The sequence below is a fragment of the Arthrobacter sp. B0316-5-4 genome, from assembly GCF_059090325.1.
The window spans coordinates 63,250-83,282 of record NZ_JBNHFN010000007.1 but is presented as its reverse complement, the minus strand read 5'-3'; the positions used below and the strand labels follow the sequence as shown (position 1 = coordinate 83,282).

The window sequence follows — 20,033 nt, the reverse complement described above, 5'->3', positions numbered from 1 at the left end:
ATGGCCGGACTGACAGCACCCCTGCTGGGACTGGAAAAGACAAGCCTCCGGGAACAAGCGCTCTCGGCCCTGCGTACAGCCATTACCAGCGGGGAACTGAAACCCGGACGCCACCTGGTGGAAACAGAACTGTCAGAAATGCTCCAGATCAGCCGGGGAACCCTCCGCGAAGCACTGCGTCAGCTCGAGCAGGAAGGCCTGCTCTCCGCAGGTCCCCGCGGCAGGCTCTCGGTCCGCCACCTCGATGAGAAGGAAATCCGCGACATTTTCGCCGTACGGGCCGCCCTCGAATCCTTAGCCGCCCGCACCCTATGCGAACTCCCGGACCGAGCACACGCCATCGAGTCACTGCATCATAAAATCGACGTCATGGCTGCCGCGCAGGACTCCTCCCTGGAAGAACGCGTCGAATCCGACATGGAATTCCACCGCACCCTGTGCCGACTGACCGGCAACGAAACCCTGCTCCACTCCTGGACCGCACTCGAAGGATCCATCCGGATGTCCATCATGTTCGCCGGCCTGGAAAAAGGCGTAAAGAACATGAGCGTGGACCGCCACCGGGACATCGTTTCTGCTATCGAAACCGGTGACGCGACCCTCGCCCGCCAGACCATCCGCGAACACATGGACACTGCCGCCGGCAACCTCGTAGCTTAAGCAAGCAAGCCCCGGCCTCGGCCAATTCATATGATCTGGCCTGTGTTCCACTTCCTTGGAAGTGGGACATCCAGTTCGGGGCACTCCCCCACGATCGGCGTCACTGAGCACCTTCCGCCCTGATGGACTTCGGGCGGAAGGTGCCCATTCAGGGCGCTTACGCTGCCCCGCGCCCGCCTCGCGAAATGCGGCGGACAGCTTCCTCTGAGGTCATGGCTGTGAAGTCCCTGTCCACCTCGCTCCGGAATTCCTCCACGAGGTTTCGGTTAGGAAGGTATGTGACCGCCTGGGAGCCATTGAGTTTCTTAACTTCCGGGTTCTGTTCCTTGAGAAGCCGTTTCGACGGGATGAGCTTCACGTCGCCGTTCAGGACCGTCTGCTCTTCCTGAAGCGTTTCGGTGGCCTTCCGGTTGTAGAAGGAACGGCTGGCCATGAGCAGGTTTCCGCGGGTCCACTCGACCGGAATCAACAGCAGCTGTTTGTCATCAACGTAAGGCAGGAGGACGCTCTGCTCGACCCAATCGAGTGCTTTTGTGTCCCAGATGCGTACGGTCTTCTCGACCGCGCCTGCTGCCAGCGAGGGGTAGGTTTGCATCATTTCTTGGGTGAACTCGGCCAGCACTCCGAAGGTGACGCGGGTCGTCATGTCCGAAGTGAGATCCTTGCCGACTCCGGAAACGAACAGAGCGAGATCTTCCAACCTGGTCAGAGCAGCGCTGCGGCAGACAGGACTCTGCAATTCTTTCCAGAGGAGCAGGCCCATTTCAGGCCCAAATCCTTTGCCGCGGATACCTTCTGCTGTCAGCCCCAGGCGAGTCTCATTGGGTTCGTGAAGATCTTGCAGGAGTTGGAGTCCCCTGCGAAGTTCGGATGGCACCGAGCTGTCCCGGCAGCGGAGCACTTCGATGAAGAAGGAGCGCAGGCATTCTTGGGCCTTCGCAGCGCGAGGGTGAGTGCTGTTTCGTATAGCACTCGGGTCCAAGACGAGGGGATTGTCCGTATCGACACACACGTCGAGAAACGGAAGTTGATGGGTGGGAAGGCCAAAGGCCGTAGACACAGGAATCAAGGGGTTACCTCAACTCTTTCCGGGGTGTTATGCCCCAAGGATCGGTGCCACGGGCGGGCGCCCGAGGCATGGTTTTGGACACATATGTGCGCCAGAAGCCCAGATCCGATGTAGAGTTGATGCATATTCGCCCGTCAAAACGAATACATCAGCCCCGCTCGGACTACTCTTTTCGCCAAAAAAGAGCTGTTCTTCAGAGCGGGGTTTTTTTGTTGCCCTACTCTTACCTCTAGTTTACAGCATGGGATCCACCCTCCTGCGGACAGAGTCTCTCAAATGGCCCTATTTCGCCCTATAACGGCCTATTTCGTCCTGTGGGCAAAAACTATGCACCCTCGTGCACAGGGAGGCCCAGAGAGGCCCCTCAGGGCCGCAGAGGGGCCTCGTAGCCCCTTGACAAAAAGATTTTAGATGTGCTGGGCTTACGCCAAATTGAGAGTTACATCCCTGTGATTTCGGGCTTTTTGGGACATCCATAAGGTCATTGATGGCTCATTGAAGGCCCTGACGGCTCGCATCTTGCCATGAGGTTTAGAGTTGAGCTTCGTCGCGGACCAAGGCCCGCGGAAGGCTTCCGACCCTGTGGATAACTTTCAACAGAAAATTTTTCCGGGGACCACAATTTCGTCCTTCCGGCGAGGAAATCCGGGCGTCGTGGGCGGCTGCCCGTGCTGGGCGGAGGCGCTAACCCTGATGCTCGGAGTGCGGATTTGCCGAGACGCTGACCGCCGGCCACCTCGTAACATTTCCGTCCCGGAGGTTATCCCAAAAGATCTGCCGCGGGCGGCAGTCACAAAGACAACTTCCGGGAATCAGCTCTGTGGCCTCAAGAGTCCATGCCTAAGTACCGGTAGACGGTGGCGCGGCTGGCTCCAATGATCTTTCCGATGTCCGATGGCTTGAGGCCTCGGGCTTTCAGTTCATGTGCCCTCTTGACCTTCTCATGGTCAGTGGTGACCTCCCGGCGCCCGGCCTTTCTTCCATTAGCAGCTGCGGCGGCCATGCCGGCTTTGGTGCGCTCGGAAAGCTGGTCTCGTTCAAGCTGGGCGAATGCGGAGATGATGGTGACCATTGCCTGGGCCATCGCTCCCCCGACCTCGCTGGCCGGGTCAGTGGCAATGCCATCCCGTAGCGAACGAAACTTGATGCCTCGGGATTTGAAGTCATCCAAAAGCTCAAGCAAGTGCCGGGTATTGCGCCCCAACCGGTCCAGCTTCCACACCACGACTTCATCCCCTGGACCCAGACGATCCAGCATCCGGTCCAACTCTGGACGGCTTACCCTGGTTCCGCTGATCCCCTGGTCTTTATAGATCCGCTCGCACCCAGCCGCTTCCAGCTCGCGGATCTGCATATCAGTATTCTGATCAGCCAGACTGACGCGGGCGTATCCCAGGCGTGCCATCACATCTCCGTCTTATCAAAGGGCCAATGTTGATAATTCTGAGAATATCCTAGTGAGACACTTTGTTGGGACAGGCGTTGCGCCGAAAATCCGCGGACCGGAATCGTCGTACCCGGTCAAGGTCGAGGTTCTTATCAAAGGATCCATTGATGAGATGAATGCAGGGAGCCGGCAGGTTGCTGTTATCCCCCCGTCATCGTGCATATCACCGTGCGGGTCTTACGTGCATGCCGGGGTTCGTGATGCGACGGCGTCCTGGATAAGCCTTCATGGATGGGCGTAGAGGGACCGGCTTACGGGCGCTGACAGAGCTTGACCCTCACGCAACGTCAGGCTCTACGGTCCATTTCATGACTATTTCGATTTTGGACACGATGGAGGGGCTGGAAGCCGTGCTGAAGGCTTCTGAAGCCGAACGTACTGAAGCCCTCCGCAGCGTGCTTACTCCCATGGAAGGAATGTTCAGGTACTTCCCGGGCGAGGTCGACCTGCTGATGATGCACGCGATGAGTTTCGGGTTCCCCCTGGACCTGCCAGGTGAAGAGGCGCAGCAGGCGTTGGACCTTCTACATAATGCCGATGTCTGGGGACGGGTGGAAACAGCAATGTCAACAGCGGTGGAGCAGCAACTCGCCGCAACCTCCGGCATCGACATCCCGGACATCAAAGTCCTGATCATGCTCGGGAACCCGAACGACGAGTACTTCATGGGTCCACTCCGAGGATTCAGCGGCAACGGCAGTGCCACCGGCTACATCTCGCTGACTCTGTGGCCGACAGAGGAGAACCTCAACCGGATTGAAGCGGCTGCAGTTCACGAGCTGAACCACAACCTTCGTTATGCACCCGGAGGGGTCATCTGGGACCCAAGTCGGGTTGCGGTCGGTGAGCAGATCATCTCCGAAGGCTTGGCAGACGCCTTTGCCCGGCAACTCTACGGTCACACCGGGTACACGCCCATCGGGCTGCCCCACCTCCACGACGACAGAGTTTTTGAAAAGGTAGTGACCGGGCTGCAGGTTCGCGGCATGCAGAATTTCACAGCGTGGGTGCACGGCGACGAGTCAGCCCGACGGTTCGGCTGTGACCCTGTCGGGCTTCCCACAGGGGCAGGGTACGCGGCCGGTAACCGCTTGGTTGATGCGTACCTCGAAGCCGCCGGCATAACGGCGGCTCAGGCGTTGCATACTTCGAGCCAGGAGATCATCGACGTCGCTCTGGGCGTACTTCGTTGAGCCTGTTACCCCCAAATCGCGGTGTCGGGATCCACTCCGGCGGCGCGCGCATTGGCGTCGATGGTCTGTTTCAACCAGTGAGCTAATCCGGGCTCCAGCGCTTCGTAGTATTGCAGGAAGCCTGCCTCGGTGACGTACCGTCGTGCGATTAGAACGTGCATTGAGTGAGTGCAGTGGAAGTACTCGCTCATCACTTCCCGGTGTTTTTCCGCCAGGGCGTTCCCGCATTGACTGCCGGGGAGGACCGCATCTCGTTTTGCCTCGGCCAGGCTTTTAGTGACGGACTGCATGGCCGACGAAATTACACGCCAGTCCTCTGCAGTGCGCACGGCAGAACGCTCCGTGTACTCCGCCCACTGGGGCGAGTCCGCCCACCGTTCACGCGCAGCCGTTGTCCAAGAGTTGTCCCAGCCTTCCCCGAAAGCCTCTGCCTCATCAGACGCGGACAACAATGTGCCCTGTTCATCTGCTGCCAAGAGGAGTCCAACTTCCCGTTCCAGCTCCTGGAGATGACGAATCTTCGCTCCGAGCTCTGCCCGCCGATCCTCCAACTCCTGCCGTCGTACCGCGGTTCCGGCCGCAAGTAGGTCCGGGATACTCTGCAGGGGAACGCCCAGATCACGAAACAGGAGTACCCTCCGAAGCCGGGCGACATCGGCCTCGGAGTAGAGGCGATAACCGGCGGTGCTCCGATCAGAAGGAACAGCAACCCCAATCTGGTGCCAATGATGCAACGTCCGCACACTCACACCCAACAAGCGCGCAACCGCCCCCACAGCACCAAAATCATTCACTCACCCAGCATTACAGGCGCGGGGCCCCAACAGCACCAACGGCGTCCGGTAAGGGATCCCCTTGCGTTCCCTCACTCGGAAACCCCCTCCCCTGCCGATACTGAGACGCTTCACGGCGAGACGACTAACCGAGCCCCGTGGTTCGCGGAAATTCTGAATATCTGGCTTGCCGACCCCAGACGCAGCACTGCCTCAGAAAGCATTAGATTTATGAGACACCTCATCGGGGCGACGAACCTTTGCCCTGTCAGTCGAGGCCGGACTGGTCGTCAGCGATACGACCCCACGGACGACGCCGCGCTATTACATGTGAGGTCCCTCGCGAGCTTTTAGACTTCGCTGGCAGGAAGCGTCCAATCGAAGTCTCGGGGCCGCAGTGCGTCATCGGCCGGATCGAAAGCAAGGATCCTGAAAGCCCCTGACTCGGGATCCACTACTCCGTCAACCAATCTCATGCCCGACCAAACTCCCATGATGCAGAGGCCCGGATGTTGGCGGAATGGAACCACACCCCCCGATCTCACTAAAGACGTTCTCGGGCGCCAAGGGATCATATTTTGTCGGTGCGCAGTGATAGGCAACGACTATGAACCTTGACGTCGCGGTAATCCTTAATCTCGTTTCCGTCGTGTGCCTTGTTGCGGTCCCGGTGGCGGGCATGGTCGCTGCGGGGGCCTACCTCTGGTACCTCATCCGGCGTCGAATCTCCCCGGATCGGTGGTTCGTGCCCCGCCGGGTTGTTAGGGATTTCGGGTTCTTGGGATCTGCCCCCAAAAACTTGGATTCGTCAGAAAAGGTGATTCTGAGCAATGCCTACATCGTTCTCCCGGTACGGCTGGTCAGAGGTGCGGTGTTCTTGATGGTCTACTCGTTTGGGACCGAGGTTGCAGCCGGAGTGATCCCTGACTCGGCGTCGTTGAATTATCTAGCCGTTGGGCTCGTATTTCCGCTCCTGCCAGCGCTGCTAGTCCTGCTGATCTACATCTGGTGCGAAAATCGCGTGTCAGTCGCGCGCGGGATGGACCCCGGAGCTAATCTCTCCAGGGCGGCCAAGAAATTGCTCGCGAAGCGTAGTAGTCAGCACCGCCGGCTCCTGGCTACGGAGGGCCGGCGTTTCCTGAAATACGCCAGTAAGGTAGGCGTTCCGGACGTCGATCCCCGGATAGTCCGCATCACAATGTTCCTGGACGAACCCACGGTTAGTAACGTGCAGAGCATCCCTGCCACGGTTCATCTGACCCTTGTCGACATCGTTGCCGAACGATTCACCACGAGTTCGTGGGAACTCAACAGAGTGGGCAAGTGGGCCGCCGTGGCACTGCCTGCATTGGGTCTGGGCCTGCCTTTAATCGTTCAGCTATTGCAGCTCGTCCAAGTTGTTCGTCGCTTCTAGCTCGAAGGGCGGCGCCACGTTAGACCCACGTTTCAACAGACGGGAGATGCCCTGCACTGCGGATTGCTGTGCAGGGCTTCTTTGGTTTGTCGTGGGTGGTCAGCGCCCGTAGTCGGCGTCTTGTTGGCGGCGTTGTTCCGCTGTTCGTTGTCGGCTTGGGCGGCTTGAGCGCTTCGGCGTACTTGAACGGTTCTGCCAGTGGGCCTGTCACAGAACTCCTGTCCGATGTCCAAGGTGAGCCGATCAGCGTAAGAGAGTGGCGTCAGGAATAATTATGTCCAGACGGATTTAATTTCGGCGGAGTCTCTCCCGTAAGGCCTCGTCCAGTAGGTCTGTAATGGTGATTCCGTATCTCATCGAGTAGGCATCCAGTTCGTCGCGAAGGCCAATTTCAATCTTTGATGAGAAGGGTTCCATGCGGCGCTTACTTCTCGGTCTTCCTGGGCCCGGACGCCTCGGTTCGAGGTCAGTTAGGGGTGCCGGTTCCGCTTGGACTTCTGCGTTCGCGGCGGTGGCCTGAGTAGCCTCCCCCGGTTCCACAGCTACAGTTCGCTTCTCCGCGGATGTCAGAACGTCCACGACGTCTGCGGCTGGTGCTTTGCGGATTGATGATTTGCGATCCAAAGCCATGATTAATTCACCCCATCCAGGTAGCGTGCATGCGCAACAAATTTTTCGGTCATGATCGCCGCTCCACGGCCGGCTAGCTTCGTGAGTGGCGAACGTGTACTGACGGAGTCCTGCATCGCCGTTCGGAGAGGAAGATGAGGCTCTCTTACGTCGGTGCCGTAGGTATCCTCCAGCTCTCCGATTTGGAAGGAGTGTTCGGAAGTGAGGGGTGAACTCGTCTTATTGATAATGATGCCTAGGAATTCCAGCTGAGGATTCAAGTGCGGAAGTGACCTAACCTTCTTCACTGTGTCGAGGAACTCCGTCACGCCCTTCACTGAGAAGGCTGCCGGTTCAGTGACGGCAAGTACACGATCCGCCCAGATGAGTCCGTTCAACGTCAGTCGCCCGAGGGCTGGTGGAAGATCTATGAGTATGTGGTCGTATTGTCGAAGCTCGTCTGCCCCATATGCTGCAGTCTTGAGACGCATCTCGGGCGTTAAGAGAGCTTCCGACTCAAGTCGTGCCAGGGACTCAGAACTTGGGATCAGATCAATACCCGGCCATGTAGTTTGGGTGATGGCTTGCCCGAGTGTCCCAGCTTCTCCCCCGTACAGCACATCGAACACGTCAAACTCCCCAGCCCCTTCAAGTGCTTCCGTTACATTGGATTGAGGGTCGAGGTCGATGACCAGCACGCGCTTTCCAATTAAACGCAGGCCTGTTGCCAGGCCCAACGTCACTGACGTCTTGCCCACGCCGCCCTTGCGGTTACCTATAGCCGTAACTTTCATACTGGTCCTCCAAAGCCTGCCGGGTATTGATGAAGATCAGTCAATACATCCTTCAATCAATCATTCGATCCAGACATCAATCTATCAAGCAATCAATACATCCCGCAATCCATCAATACATCCTGCAATCTTTCTGTCATGACATAATTATTTATTAATGGGTTACCGCTTTGCCCAGAGTCGCGGGGGGGGGGTAGTTAGCCCAACCCACCCCATCCGCCTTCCTGAGCAACCAGTACAGTTCACCCCCCACTGTGCGCGGCAGAGAGCCTCACAAGGCTGAGAACAAGCGTCGATGGCCTAAAGTGGACATAAATCAATCTTTCTGTCATGACATAATTATTTATTAATGGGTTACCGCTTTGCCCAGAGTCGCGGGGGGGGGTGGTGGTTAGCCCAACCCACCCCATCCGCCTTCCTGGGCAACCAGTACAGTTCACCCCCCACTGTGCGCGGCAGAGAGCCTCACAAGGCTGAGAACAAGCGTCGATGGCCTAAGGTGGACATCAATCAATCTTTCTGTCATGACATAATTATTTAATGACAGTTACGCCAACTACATGTGAGTTTCCTAGGTGGCACTCGAGGCACGAGGCGTCAGCCGCCCCGCTTCCGGGCGAACAAGTAAAAGCACGGAATAATCCGCGGCAAGCCTATGGCGCCTGCAACCCGTAAAGTGGGGGATCGTCAATAAAACCTGACAGATAGGACATCGCATGGAATGGGATCTGGGAGACGGATTCCACTGCGGACGAATTGGGGTCCTTTTGAACGATGGTCGACTGGGGTCCAGCCACCAACACGAAGGGACGATCAGCGTCCAAGGAATCACTGGCCGACACAAACGAGACCCGCACAGGCCGGGCTATGAGTTGGTGGTGGAAAGCGCAGCTGCAGGTTGGCAAGGTAGCTGCGAATGCGGCTGGACTGGTAGACAGTGGCAGCGCGTCCTTGGGGCAGGCAGTACCGACATGGCGAGATACCGAGCAAAAGCACTGATCGGATCACCAGCCATACCGCCCTTGTCGGTAGAAGAATCCATCCTGAGCGAATGGCAGAAACACGTAAAGGCCTGGACACTGCAAATGGCCGCTCGCAGTTATGACCGCGCAGCTGCCCGTCTGGACGAGGCTGTCAACGCTGCACGAGACTCTGGTCTGACATGGGCCGATATAGGCGCAGAAACTGGAATGTCACGCCAAGCAGCACATCAACGATGGAACCGATCTAGGTAATCCTCCTCAGATGGAGCTACCCGACCTTTAGAAACAAATGGCGTTCTTCCTCCGCTTGCTACCGATCTCGTCGTCGGAGACCTGTAATCCTCCCGCTCCGGGTCACATCGCTCTGGTGAACGCCATATCAGCGAGGGTCCATTCGTCAGGTGGTCCTTCATATGCTTCCCACGGGTAATCTTCGGCGGGGGATAGGAGTTCCGCTACCGTATTCACATTTCTCGAAAGCCACTCCCTCCAGATGACCCGCTCGATGCGGTACCTCTGTAGCTGGCCGGCCACGGACTCGAGAACTCCAAAGTATTCAGCAAGTTCGTGGAGGGACGTCGAAGCGATGACTGTCCAGGATCTTCCACCATTCCTTGACACCATGTTCCAGGCAGCCAAAGTCTCAAGACTTTCGCTCACGGCTGTCCTGGACAGTTTTGTCTGACCCACCAACTCCGTGGTGGTCAAACCGGGAGTGCGCTCCAGTGCTTCGTAAACAAACGCTGCAGGCAGGCCCAGTTCCCTGAAGACGGGTCTGAGCGCATGGATCTTCCCCTTTCGCCAGGACAAATCTTCAGCACCTGGCCGAAGGCCTTCAGGAATCGTCAACATGTATAAGTCGCCCTTGGTCCCTCGCCCGCGCTCCACCAAGGTCACTAGAGGATCCTCTTCAGAACGCAGAGCTCTCAGGTGGGAGCCCACGGTTGTGTGGTCAAGACCTGTCGCCACTGCGATTGACCTATCACCGAACTCAACAAAACGAGAAGCGGACATGTGAGCGGCTGCTCCGAGAGCTCTCAGAACCATCCGCCGAGCCAGACCGGTGCGGGAGCTAGCGTAAACGGGCTCTCTTAGTCGCAGCGCGTTTTCCCAAGTCCGCAGGTAACGGTGCTCACTGGTGGCATCTAGGTTAGACGCGGTTCCTAGTGGGGGCTGTGTATTTGGCTGGCTTGTGGGGGATCTACGTGCATTGATATTCCCTGCATCGTTGATCTGGTTTTTTCGTAGGTAGGTGATCGCGTTTTTCCAGTCCCGCTTCAGTGAGGGAAGCCTGTGGCTGGAAGGGTAGCGGGCATAGAAAGACGCGAGTCCGGGCCAAACACCCTGAAGGACTCGCCGTTCTACATCGACGAGTTTCATGCCCGCGGCGGCCGCCGCCGTCAGGACAGCCTGACGTGCCTCTGAATCTGAGGCGTACCGGTTCGCGTCGTACAGGCCCGATAGCGCCATCTGCTGCATAGGCCTGGACATTCGCCCGGCCACTTGCGGGATTTCATAAGCTTCGTTGTCTGCCGACAGTGGGTGCTCCAGTCTCAGCCCTCGTACGCCAGCGATTTCGTCCTTTAGGTCTGCGCGAATTGTTGCCCATACTTGTTCCTTGTTTGGGCGTTTTGCAACGTCGTAGGCCATGCTGAGGCTCATGGCGAGTTCCTGGTAGCCGCCACGCTTGTGCGGTGACCCAGGGGTCCGCATACAACCGTGAAGCATGTTCTGGTGCGGCGTCTTGTCCAACGTGCGGTAACGGGTGCCTAGTGCCTCGACAACATCTCGTGCTTCAGAAAAGGCAATCCGTTTTTCCAGGGGTATGTATACGTGTCGTCCGCCATTGGGCGACTGATCTTCAATCCACCGAGCCCCACAGTTGTGCAGCCACGTTTGAAGAGATTTCACGTCGGCTTCCACCCAGTCGATGCCCGCAATCGACGAGTCGAAGTCAAGGAAGATGGCCGAGCAGCTGCCATCTTTGCCGAAAATCCGGACGGCCGCAGGAAAAGTGGGGAGGGTCTCAGTCAGGGCGCGTTCGTGCTTCTGAGGATAGGTCTTACCGCCGTCCCGGGAGAGGCGGATGCGGGGTTGACCTGCGAGAAGAGGCGTCAGCGCAGCCCACGCCTGAGCGGCGTTGGAGGTCTGGGATGGCTCCTGAGACACGCCAGTCGCGTCGGCTGCTGGCAGCAAGAGAGCGTGCTGTTGTACGATGATTTTGTTCCTGTTCAGGGAATGACGAAGGGCCGATCCTGCCAGATCGGTTTTGTTACACAAATGAAGGCCTGTCAAGGACTTCCATACGATTTACGATCTGTCTGCCGGCAAGCTATCCGGATCGTGAATCTTCAGCTTCGAAGGCCCGCTTATGGCGGGCCTTCCTTGTATCTATGAGGCCATGCGGATCGGGAGTTCATCCTGCTGAGTGAACTGACCAAGCAAGGCCAAATCTTCGCGCAAGGATCGGTCGACTGCAGAGGCAACATAGTCGGTGACAGTCATGCCTTTTGCGGCGGCGATCATGTGAACGTCCTCCGCGGTCTTGGCCGGCGTGCGGAAGCCAATGTATTTGCGGAGGCCCTTGCTGGGCCGACCGCCTCCACGATTGATTACTGCGCTCATTTGTCAGGTCCTTTGAATCTCGCACAACCAGGGGTTGTAGCTGGTTCATCGTTGGTGCCACGTGCAGTCGATCGAATTTCTGTTTACAGCTATCGACTGAATCGAACCTAGCACCGCGCCGAGTCTGATCGGGGGATTTGTTTACAGAAAACGGCCCTGCGTGTCGCCGCCCACTGCCTATGAAGCTGATTGCTGGCTTCAGCCTTGCTGCGGGTGAATGTCCGCTCCGTCTATTCACGCACATGGGCTCGACTGCCAGCCAGTCGGGGCGGGTAAAGAAAACATGCCTGGGTGGGGCTCCCCGAAACGGGGGCGCCCGCGGCGGCCGTACCTTGAATTCAAGCCACGCCATCCTTTCGCTCCAACGACAAGCGTCCGCCGAAACCCGGGTTTCAGTGAACCTGTAGGTTCCCGTACGGGTTCCGGCGGCATCGACTTGAATTCCCCCAAGAAACTCAAGTATGCGACAGCCTACAGACATGCTTCGCACATGCACAACTCAGTTATTACTCATGGCCTATACGCTATGAATGAGATCAGGTAAAGTTTTGTGTCGGCTGTCCGCCTGCTCTATAGCGGTCGCATCGCAAGCAGCTGACTTTGGCTGAAGGAGCTTTGAGATGGCAAATGGGGGTCGTAGCGTGTTCCTAACGCAACAGCAGAAGAAGGAGCGCCTAGCGGATCGCATGGGCATCCTGGTGGATATCTGGGAGTCCGACAACAACGCGGCGCTTAAGTACAATCACGTGGAGGAAGAACTTTCTGCCAACGGGATCCATCTGTCGCGGACACGGTGGTCGTACTTGATCAATGGCACTGGCAGCCTGGTGACCGATCAGGAACTTCTGAAGGGCATCGCAGAGTTCGTTTTTGGTGTGCCGGCCAGCTATCTCGTTGATCTCAACAGTGAGACTCCTCCGGAGGTGGAAGCGCGGATGGAGTTCCTTGTGCAGATGCGCAAGCTCAAGGTGAAGAACTTCGCCGCGAGAAACCTGGGCGCGACGTCGCCGGAAACACTGAGAATGATCACGAGGATTATCGACTCGTCGATGAACGGTGAGGATGAATGACTCTCCCACCTGTACAGGACAAGGTTCGGGAGTTGTGCGGTGCCGGCACGACGTCGATGACGGAAGTCGTCGAACGCCTGACGTTGATCTGCGAGAAGCCGATCAATCTGATCGAGTACAACGAGTCCTGGGGTTCGCTGACGGCATTCAAGGCCGAATTCGAAGATCGCATCAACGTGTATTTCCCCCCGCAGAAGTCCCAGCAGTACAAGCTCCACTGCATCTATCACGAGCTCGGACACATCTATCTGGAGAGCCTTCAGGTAGCCCTGGCCCTGCCGGATCTCTCTGGAGAGATGCTGAGGGAAACCGCGGACGCGATTAGCATCACCTGCCGGTCGGTTCCGAATCACCCTGTCGAGCGGTGGGTGGAGGATTTCGCGTTCGAGATGTCGAAGAAGACGCGTTCACGCAGCTCGTCCGATCTTGATCCTTTCCTCTGATAAACCATGAAACTGTTGCTCTTTGCGCTGCTGAGCGCCCTATGCCTCCTTCGGATCCCCTCGGTGGTCAAGGTCGCGGAATCCCGTGCCTCGTGGGTGGCATCGATCTTCGGGCTCGCGGCACTCTATGTTTTGGGAACGGTTACACCGCTGGAGGATATTGACCGCTACCTCGGCGGCATCAATGTGACGAACCTGCTCCAGGCCGTCTTCGCGCTCCTGGCAATTTTCTTCTTCAACGACAGCGTGCGGCGCCTGGCGAACGTACCCATAGTCAGATGGACCTACTACGCGCCGTTGCTGAGCATTCCCATCATGATCGTCAGTTTCGCCCTGATCCAGGACAAAGCTCCAACGGCCGCGGACTTCATCGATACCCGCATGGACCAGCTCGCTACCGCCGTGTACAGCGGCATATACATGCTCGCGCTGTTGTTCACCGTCCTCAGGATCATCTACATGCTTCGGCACAAAGCCAGGGGACTGTACGCCACATTCTCAGCGGGCCTGCTGGTGGTGGCGGTCGCCGTTTCGTGCCACATCACCTACGTGGTGCTGTTCTACTTCTCGCCCTGGGACGCCCTCGCCCGGGACATCGGCGCCTGGTTTGACCGCCTTTTCTATGTAGGCCTTTCAGTGACCGCCGCGGGATGGCTGATTCTCTTCCTGTCGAAGCAGCTGCCCAGATTGCGGCTCTGGATGATCGATGCTCTGTGGCTGACCGGGTTGAGGATGCGCGTCCGTGCCGATCGGTCACGAGTCAGTCCGGCCTGGGATCTCTTTAATGAAACGCTCGAAAACGGCGTCTATAAAAGCCTGATTGTTCTGCACAACTACGAGCGGGTGAACTTGATGGACTTCCCGGACTCTGTTCAAGGCAGGATCAGCCACATCGAAGCCAAGCTGGACGCGCGGACCTAGCTATTAGGTCAAGACCGTCTTGCTGACCCACCTGGTCAGTTCGTTGGTGAAGGTAGAAGGCGAGGCGTTCCACTCCTGGGTGTGGTGAGCCTCGGGTAGTGATATCAAGGTGACGGTGGCCGGATTCGCGCGTTGGAAGGCGGCCGAGATCTCCCAAGGAACCTCTTGATCAGCGGTCGAGTGCAAGACCAGGGTCGGGACATCCACCCTGTTGGCTACGTCCACCCAGTCGAGCGCATCGAAATCAATCGGTTCTTTCAGCCCTAGCATTCTCGCGAACACACGGGTACCCAACAGGCTCATAACAAGGTCTGCACCAGCCGCCGGCACCCGGGCCTGCACTGCTCCTGCTGTAATGGCTTTCCGCCAGCTGGTGACGGGACCTACCAGGACGAGCCCGACGATCCTGTCCCGGTGGGCGCTGCGCTCTGCCGTGAGCAGCGCCATGGTCCCACCCATGGACCAGCCGGAGAGGATGACGCGCTTGGCTCCATGAGAAACGGCATAGGACACGGCACTTTCCACGTCACGCCATTCCGTTTGCCCCAGGTGACTCGATTCCGCCTGGGGCGGGCTGACCTCGGCGTCGCTGCGAAATGTGGGAACCAGCGATGTGAATCCTAAGGAACTGAATGCATGGACATCTCGGAACATGATCGAGCGGTCCGTCCAGCTGCCATGGATATGGATCACCCACACGTCCTGATTTTCGGCCTCAAATAGCCATGCCGGCGCCGCACCGTACTCGGTGGGGACATCCACCTCTTGATAGTGCCCGCGGACAGCAGCGGGCTCGAAGAAAACGTCGGGGGTCCAATCGACGATTGGGCCCAGACCTCCCTGCGTAGAGCCTGACTGATCGAGCAGCCTTTCTACGAATTTTTGTTCCTCATCGATCAGGGTGACCTCACCGACTCGCGTGTATTTGGCTGTCGCTGGGTCGAAGACGCCGAAGTCACCTGGGGCTTTGGTGTAGTCGTCCAAGTCAATGCGTATGCGGCGTCCACCGTCCACCATCTCTGCCCGGCGGTAGTCCTTTGGGCCTCGCTTGACGATTTTCCGAGCCATGACGACGGCGAACCCGGATAGCCCTGTAGCCGGCAAAAGGAACGCCAGGCAGCTCAGGATGCGCCGTGTCGTCAGCATTGGATCGTCGTCCTCCAAGGCGGATCAAGGGGAAATTGGACCCAGACATCGTAACGTCCCTTACTGCCTGGTGCCGCGTAGATCATGCTCACTACAAGCGTTGCACATGTTCACTACAGGCATGTAACGTGCTTAGTGAAACAAGAAGGTATTGCTCTTTGACAAGGCTTGTTATGACTGCGGGCGCTCATCTACCGCGGAGGTAGTTGACATAGGCGGGAAGCATCTCGAACTCCACGGCATCAATATTGGCCTCGTATTTCACGCGTCTGCCATGCCGTTGACCTGCAGGAAAGTCTGCCGTGACGGCCCCGGAAGCTTCGAGGGCTTCCAGGTGATGTTGAAGGCTGGGTCGGGTCAACTTCCTGTTGTCATCCAGGACAATCCCCTTGAGGATTTCGCCGGTGGTGCAGGGGCCGTTCTGATGCAGGTAACGCAGAATGGCCGCGTGGGCTCGGTTTCCGAGAACATCGATGGCTGCCTCAACCTCCTGCGGATGATTGGGCTGGATGAGGCGCGGCATGCGTCTATCTTGCCCGATTATTCGGATAGCTCTGAGTCGCAGAACAAAGTGTATCGCTAAATGATCAACTTTGAGCTACAGTCAAATTGTAGGCCTTATTCGAAAGAAGGACGCGCAACGTCCTCCGGGAGGGGATCCGCCGAAGGACGAGATGCGTCTCATGCGGACGATGTGACAAGCATCTTGGTTGGAGCCAGAGAAGAATGGCCCGTCAACCAGCGACTTGATTGTCAGTAGCTGGCAGTAGACAAGAAGCGATGCCCATGGGGGAGGGACAGGTTTTGAAGAACATGCTGCCGTTCGGCACACAGCGGCCGTCGAACACGTCACTGCCCTGCCGCAGGCACCGTTCGGTGGTTAATCGATGACCGCCCGAAAAGTCATTACCGGCGCCTCGATCGTTGCCCTCCTGACCGTTGGCCTTGTCACTGTCGTCCTGGATGACAGTGATCCGGCGCAGGCGGCATCATCGTGTGCTGCACCTGCCGGTGTAGCTGCTGGTCCTGCCCCTGCGGGGGGAGTGGCCGGGTTTGATGCCGAGCAGATGAAGAACGCCCAGGCGATCATGAACGCGGCCAAATCCCTCGGCCTACCCGTGGCAGCGCAGCTGATCGGTATCCAGGCCGCTATCGGTGAGTCCACGCTCCGCGTCGTTGACTACGGGGACGGGGCGGGCCCGGATTCTCGTGGGCTGTTCCAGCAGCGTGCCAATGGCGCGTGGGGGTCGTATGCGGACCGGATGGACCCCACCATTTCGGCGACGAACTTCTTCAAGGCCCTCCAGCGTGTGGAGGGCTGGGAAACCCTCGAACCGACAATCGCCATTCACAGGGCACAGCGGAACGCGGACCCGAAACACTACACGAAGTTCCGTGCCCAGGCCACGGAGGTCTTCAAAGCTTTGGGTGGGGAGTCCGCCGCAGCCGTGGACCCGTCCGGGGTGTGCCCGGCTGAAGGCAACCAGGTTGTGGGGGATTTGGCCGGTAAGTGGGTCAAGCCAATGGAAGGGGAGATCAACAGCAGCGGCTACGGCCCCCGCCCGGCCCCTCCCGGCACCGCCGGGGGAGTGCTGGCCAACTTCCACTACGGCATCGACTTCGTTCACCCCGGAGGGCCGGGAACAATCGTGGCCATCACGGACATGAAAATCGTCAAAGTCCGCAACCTCGATGGCCTGTTCGGCACCGGTGTGACCGGCCAGACCGTGGACGGAAAGCTCACCATCGGCATGTACCACATGGAAGCAGGCTCGGTGAAGGTCAAAGAAGGCGACACCGTTGCCGCCGGAACACCGCTGGGCACCGAAGGCGCAACGGGCAACGTCACCGGCCGCCACCTCCATATGGAATTCTTCGCAGGCGCCCTGCCCAACCCCATGGTCCCGATCAATCCCACCATCGACCCGACACCGATCATGAAAGAGAAAGGCATTCTCTGATGCGCAAGCACCTCGCACTCACCGCCGCGCTGGCCGCCGTGCTCACCGTGAGTGCCTGCGCCGGAAACGCGGGCACCGAACCGGCAGCCGGCTCCACCCCCACGGTGAACACCGGACAGACAGGGCAGGAGAGCCACCATGCCGAGGACGGCCACGACCACGGCGCCGATGAGCACTATGGCGTCCCCGAGGTCACGTGGGATGCGGCCGCGGAGAAGGCGGTCAAGGACACCGCAGCCAAGATCATGTGCCTGTTCGCCCGGCCCGATGTTCCGGAGACAACCTGGTTCGCTGAATTGGCCCCGCATCTGGCTCCTGAGTATGCCGAGGATGCCAAGTACATCGACCCGGCGCGGGTTCCCATCCGGAAAGTCACGGACGGCCCGGCGATCAGCAGGGACGCCGGCAATCCGCTGACCGTCACTGCGACGTTCGCCACCGATGCGGGCCGCTGGACGATGCTCCTGCACCGTACCGGTCAGCAGCAGCCCTGGCTGGTCACAGCCATATCCCCGCAAGACCCGACGTCCTGAACCCAACGACAGAACCTGAAACGAGCGAGAGGAACCATCCGATGAGCACGAACTGGCAAGGAAGCGAACGGAAGAGCCGCGCACCCATCAGCCTGACCGACACCGAACCCGAAGCAACGGATCCCGCGATCATCCACGCAGTACCTGATGCCAAACCGGCCGCGGTAGCAAAGGCGGAAACCCCTGTGGTGGAGGACCTGCACCGGGAGGCTCCGCTGGTCAGTGGCCGTCGCAGCGCCGCTGTGCTCCGGAAGGAGAACGTGAACGACCAGCTGCCGCCGGCCACCGGCTGGCAGGCTTTTCTGCGGGCGGTCAGCTTCGGCCTCATCAGTCCCAAGGTAGGCGCAGCCGAGCTGGCACGCCGGGCGGACCTGTCCGCGATCCAGCGCGTGTACTCCCGTCCGATGCAGATCATGGTCGCCCAGCCCCTCGGCGGGGTGGGTAAGACGATGTGCAGCGTCGGTCTGGGCTCCACGTTCGGGATCCACTCCGGGCAGCAGACGCTGGTGTGGGACAACAACGAGATGATGGGCACCGCCGGCGTCCGGACCAACGCGAACGACTCCACCCGCACTGTCTGGGATCTGTTGAACGTTCTGGAGTCCTTCGAGACCGTCACCGCCCGCAAGGGTGAACTGTCCTACTACACCCGCCACCAGGGGAACAACCAGTTCTCGGTCCTGGTCGCTGACGAGGACGCGGACCGGATGAAATCCATTGGTGCCGATGAGTTCAACCGCATCCACACCGTGGTGAGCCGTTTCTACGACACCATCATCGTGGACACCGGGAACAACACCCGCTCAGCGAACTGGCTCGCCTCGATCGAGGTCACCGACCAGCTGGTGATCCCCACGACGCTGAAGCGCAACGCTGTCGTGTCCGCCCTGCGGATGATCGAACAGCTCGAATCCATGTCCGAGCGCACCGGCAACCCGCACTACAAAGACCTGGTGTCCAATGCTGTCGTCCTGGTCACCCAGGGCGGCGGGGCAAAGGTCTCCGCGGCCGAGCAGGCGGAGCTTCGCGAGAACCTGGCCTCCGCGGTGCGGGTCCTGATCGACATCCCCTACGACGGGGCGCTGGATACCGGCTCGATCATCGACTGGCAGCTCGTCGGTGACCCGGCCCGCCGCGCCTTCGAACGAGCCTCAGCGGAAATCGCCGAAGGCCTCCTGGTCGTTGACCGCGCCACCTCCACCAAAACCACCAACCGATAAGGAAACCAAAAATCATGTTCAGTACCATCAGCAACGAAATCATCATCCGCACAGCCGTGCCCCTCATCGACAACCCGCTGGACGGCGTGACACCCAGCATCGACGTCCTCGGCGTGAAGTTCACCGGAGCTGTCCAAATGGTCCTCGGCGCCCTCTGGGCTCTTGCCCTGATCCTCCTGGCAGGCATGTTCATTTGGAACCTCATGAAGTGGGGCATCGCCCGCAACCGTGGCCACTCGGACGACATCGAAGACGGCGCAGCAGGGGCCAAGAAGACCGGTATCGCCTTCGGTGCCGCAGCCGGCGCCAGTGTCATCATCGGCGGCATCCTGGCCCTCGCCACGGCAGCAGGAGCCTAGCCCATGCGGAAGCACTGGAAACTCCTTACAGCCTTGGGGGCGGTGATCCTGGTCATCGCCGTTGCCGTCATCCTGCTGAACCCACCGGCACCGGGGGCCAAACCGGATGACCCCAGCTCCTTGCAGGCATCCGGGAAGTTCGGCTTCCCCGTCTCCGGGATCAAGATCGGCGAAGGCGGCACCAAAACCGCCAGCGGCGGCAAAACCATCACCGGCTACAACGGCAGCTGCGACTCGGCCGCCCAAGCCGCCGCCAACTACACCCACCTCATCAAAGACCTGAAACTTGATACGTGGGCACAGCAAAAGAAGACCCTGACTGAGGTAGCCAAGCCGGGTCCTTGGTTCGAGAGGATTACCTCTTCAAACAACGTACTCGCCGAAGCGAAGAGTCCGGTTCCTGGGTCCTTCGAAGGTGGGTGGTACTCGCGCACTGATGTGGCTGCCGGTGGTTTGTACCGGGTTGCCAGCTGCGACGAGAAGAAGAAAGCCGTTGTACAGGTGTTTACGGGAGCCGTTTCCGCCAGAGTCAACAAGGCCGCGAACGGTGTCTTCCAGACTGTCACGTTTGAGTTGGTCTGGGATGGTGACTGGAAGATTTCCGATGCCGCAATTGTGGCCAAGGGACAGGATTTCGAAGGACGCGTCAAGGACTCCGGCCCGATGAGCGTGGGCACCAACATGGAGGACGAGGCCACGCCGGTTCTGCGGGACGAGCTGGTCAACGCGTTCTTCAAGGACATCAGCCGCGAGGGGTGGGTTGAGTATGCGAACGCTAAGCGTTAGCAGGACGATCCGCGTCGTCGCAGTCTT

At 58.9% G+C, this 20,033-nt stretch carries 20 protein-coding genes; 11 read left to right on the top strand and 9 right to left on the bottom strand.

Annotated features, from left to right (window positions below):
- Nucleotides 1–660 (top strand): GntR family transcriptional regulator, encoded by a 660-nt coding sequence (locus tag AC5RU9_RS20430; protein WP_494017929.1) that lies wholly within the window; start codon nucleotides 1–3, stop codon nucleotides 658–660.
- 157 nt (nucleotides 661–817) lie between these two features.
- Here AC5RU9_RS20430 and AC5RU9_RS20425 read toward each other — a convergent pair whose 3' ends face one another.
- Together AC5RU9_RS20425 and AC5RU9_RS20420 are read right to left on the bottom strand one after the other, a co-directional pair.
- The gene (locus tag AC5RU9_RS20425) at nucleotides 818–1,720 is read right to left on the bottom strand and encodes a DUF8370 family protein (protein ID WP_494017938.1); all 903 of its coding nucleotides are present in this window, start codon (nucleotides 1,718–1,720) and stop codon (nucleotides 818–820) included.
- Between the two features lie 835 nt (nucleotides 1,721–2,555).
- Nucleotides 2,556–3,134, bottom strand: a complete 579-nt coding sequence (locus AC5RU9_RS20420; RefSeq protein ID WP_494017928.1) for a recombinase family protein — start codon at nucleotides 3,132–3,134, stop codon at nucleotides 2,556–2,558.
- A 350-nt stretch (nucleotides 3,135–3,484) separates the two neighbouring features.
- Here AC5RU9_RS20420 and AC5RU9_RS20415 point away from each other — a divergent pair, with 350 nt between their 5' ends.
- Nucleotides 3,485–4,369, top strand: a complete 885-nt coding sequence (locus AC5RU9_RS20415; protein ID WP_494017927.1) for a DUF2268 domain-containing putative Zn-dependent protease — start codon at nucleotides 3,485–3,487, stop codon at nucleotides 4,367–4,369.
- Nucleotides 4,370–4,374: 5 nt separating this feature from the next.
- On the opposite strand, the gene AC5RU9_RS20410 is transcribed toward AC5RU9_RS20415, so the two are convergent.
- Nucleotides 4,375–5,163, bottom strand: a complete 789-nt coding sequence (locus AC5RU9_RS20410; protein WP_494017926.1) for a MerR family transcriptional regulator — start codon at nucleotides 5,161–5,163, stop codon at nucleotides 4,375–4,377.
- Nucleotides 5,164–5,492: 329 nt separating this feature from the next.
- The gene (locus AC5RU9_RS20405) at nucleotides 5,493–5,618 is read right to left on the bottom strand and encodes a hypothetical protein (protein ID WP_494017925.1); all 126 of its coding nucleotides are present in this window, start codon (nucleotides 5,616–5,618) and stop codon (nucleotides 5,493–5,495) included.
- 131 nt (nucleotides 5,619–5,749) lie between these two features.
- On the opposite strand from AC5RU9_RS20405, the gene AC5RU9_RS20400 reads away from it, so the two are divergent.
- Entirely contained in the window at nucleotides 5,750–6,556 is an 807-nt protein-coding gene (locus AC5RU9_RS20400) for a hypothetical protein (RefSeq protein WP_494017924.1), read from the top strand.
- 632 nt (nucleotides 6,557–7,188) lie between these two features.
- Here AC5RU9_RS20400 and AC5RU9_RS20395 read toward each other — a convergent pair.
- From AC5RU9_RS20395 to AC5RU9_RS20385, 3 genes are all read right to left on the bottom strand, one after another.
- Nucleotides 7,189–7,959 carry a ParA family protein gene (locus AC5RU9_RS20395; RefSeq protein ID WP_494017923.1) on the bottom strand — a complete coding sequence of 257 codons (771 nt, stop codon included), beginning with the start codon at nucleotides 7,957–7,959 and terminating at the stop codon, nucleotides 7,189–7,191.
- Between the two features lie 1,337 nt (nucleotides 7,960–9,296).
- Nucleotides 9,297–11,222: a MarR family transcriptional regulator gene (locus tag AC5RU9_RS20390; protein WP_494017937.1), complete on the bottom strand. Its 1,926-nt coding sequence runs from the start codon at nucleotides 11,220–11,222 to the stop codon at nucleotides 9,297–9,299.
- 111 nt (nucleotides 11,223–11,333) lie between these two features.
- Entirely contained in the window at nucleotides 11,334–11,567 is a 234-nt protein-coding gene (locus AC5RU9_RS20385) for a hypothetical protein (RefSeq protein WP_018779737.1), read from the bottom strand.
- 620 nt (nucleotides 11,568–12,187) lie between these two features.
- On the opposite strand from AC5RU9_RS20385, the gene AC5RU9_RS20380 reads away from it, so the two are divergent.
- The 3 genes from AC5RU9_RS20380 to AC5RU9_RS20370 are packed head-to-tail and all read left to right on the top strand — an operon-like array spanning nucleotide 12,188 to nucleotide 14,001.
- Complete coding sequence (locus AC5RU9_RS20380; protein ID WP_494017922.1) at nucleotides 12,188–12,637, top strand: hypothetical protein; 450 nt, start codon at nucleotides 12,188–12,190, stop codon at nucleotides 12,635–12,637.
- Nucleotides 12,634–13,080, top strand: a complete 447-nt coding sequence (locus tag AC5RU9_RS20375) for a hypothetical protein (protein ID WP_494017921.1) — start codon at nucleotides 12,634–12,636, stop codon at nucleotides 13,078–13,080. The genes AC5RU9_RS20380 and AC5RU9_RS20375 overlap by 4 nt, the downstream gene beginning before the upstream one ends.
- 6 nt (nucleotides 13,081–13,086) lie before the next feature.
- A complete protein-coding gene (locus tag AC5RU9_RS20370) occupies nucleotides 13,087–14,001 on the top strand; it encodes a hypothetical protein (RefSeq protein WP_494017920.1) in 915 nt (304 codons plus the stop codon).
- A gap of 3 nt (nucleotides 14,002–14,004) precedes the next feature.
- Here AC5RU9_RS20370 and AC5RU9_RS20365 read toward each other — a convergent pair whose 3' ends face one another.
- Together AC5RU9_RS20365 and AC5RU9_RS20360 are read right to left on the bottom strand one after the other, a co-directional pair.
- Nucleotides 14,005–15,165, bottom strand: coding sequence for an alpha/beta hydrolase family protein (locus AC5RU9_RS20365; protein ID WP_494017919.1), 1,161 nt, complete (start codon nucleotides 15,163–15,165; stop codon nucleotides 14,005–14,007).
- A 169-nt stretch (nucleotides 15,166–15,334) separates the two neighbouring features.
- Nucleotides 15,335–15,670, bottom strand: a complete 336-nt coding sequence (locus tag AC5RU9_RS20360) for an ArsR/SmtB family transcription factor (protein WP_494017918.1) — start codon at nucleotides 15,668–15,670, stop codon at nucleotides 15,335–15,337.
- A 364-nt stretch (nucleotides 15,671–16,034) separates the two neighbouring features.
- On the opposite strand from AC5RU9_RS20360, the gene AC5RU9_RS20355 reads away from it, so the two are divergent.
- From AC5RU9_RS20355 to AC5RU9_RS20335, 5 genes are read left to right on the top strand one after another with little or no spacing between them, the layout of a single operon-like run.
- A complete protein-coding gene (locus AC5RU9_RS20355) occupies nucleotides 16,035–17,108 on the top strand; it encodes a M23 family metallopeptidase (RefSeq protein ID WP_494017917.1) in 1,074 nt (357 codons plus the stop codon).
- Nucleotides 17,108–17,641, top strand: a complete 534-nt coding sequence (locus AC5RU9_RS20350; protein WP_494017916.1) for a hypothetical protein — start codon at nucleotides 17,108–17,110, stop codon at nucleotides 17,639–17,641. Before AC5RU9_RS20355 ends, AC5RU9_RS20350 begins: the two co-directional genes overlap by 1 nt.
- Before the next feature lie 41 nt (nucleotides 17,642–17,682).
- Nucleotides 17,683–18,861, top strand: coding sequence for a MinD/ParA family ATP-binding protein (locus AC5RU9_RS20345; protein ID WP_494017915.1), 1,179 nt, complete (start codon nucleotides 17,683–17,685; stop codon nucleotides 18,859–18,861).
- Nucleotides 18,862–18,875: 14 nt separating this feature from the next.
- Nucleotides 18,876–19,220 carry a hypothetical protein gene (locus AC5RU9_RS20340; protein ID WP_494017914.1) on the top strand — a complete coding sequence of 115 codons (345 nt, stop codon included), beginning with the start codon at nucleotides 18,876–18,878 and terminating at the stop codon, nucleotides 19,218–19,220.
- Between the two features lie 3 nt (nucleotides 19,221–19,223).
- A complete protein-coding gene (locus AC5RU9_RS20335; protein WP_494017913.1) occupies nucleotides 19,224–20,006 on the top strand; it encodes a hypothetical protein in 783 nt (260 codons plus the stop codon).
- Nucleotides 20,007–20,033 lie beyond the last annotated feature (27 nt).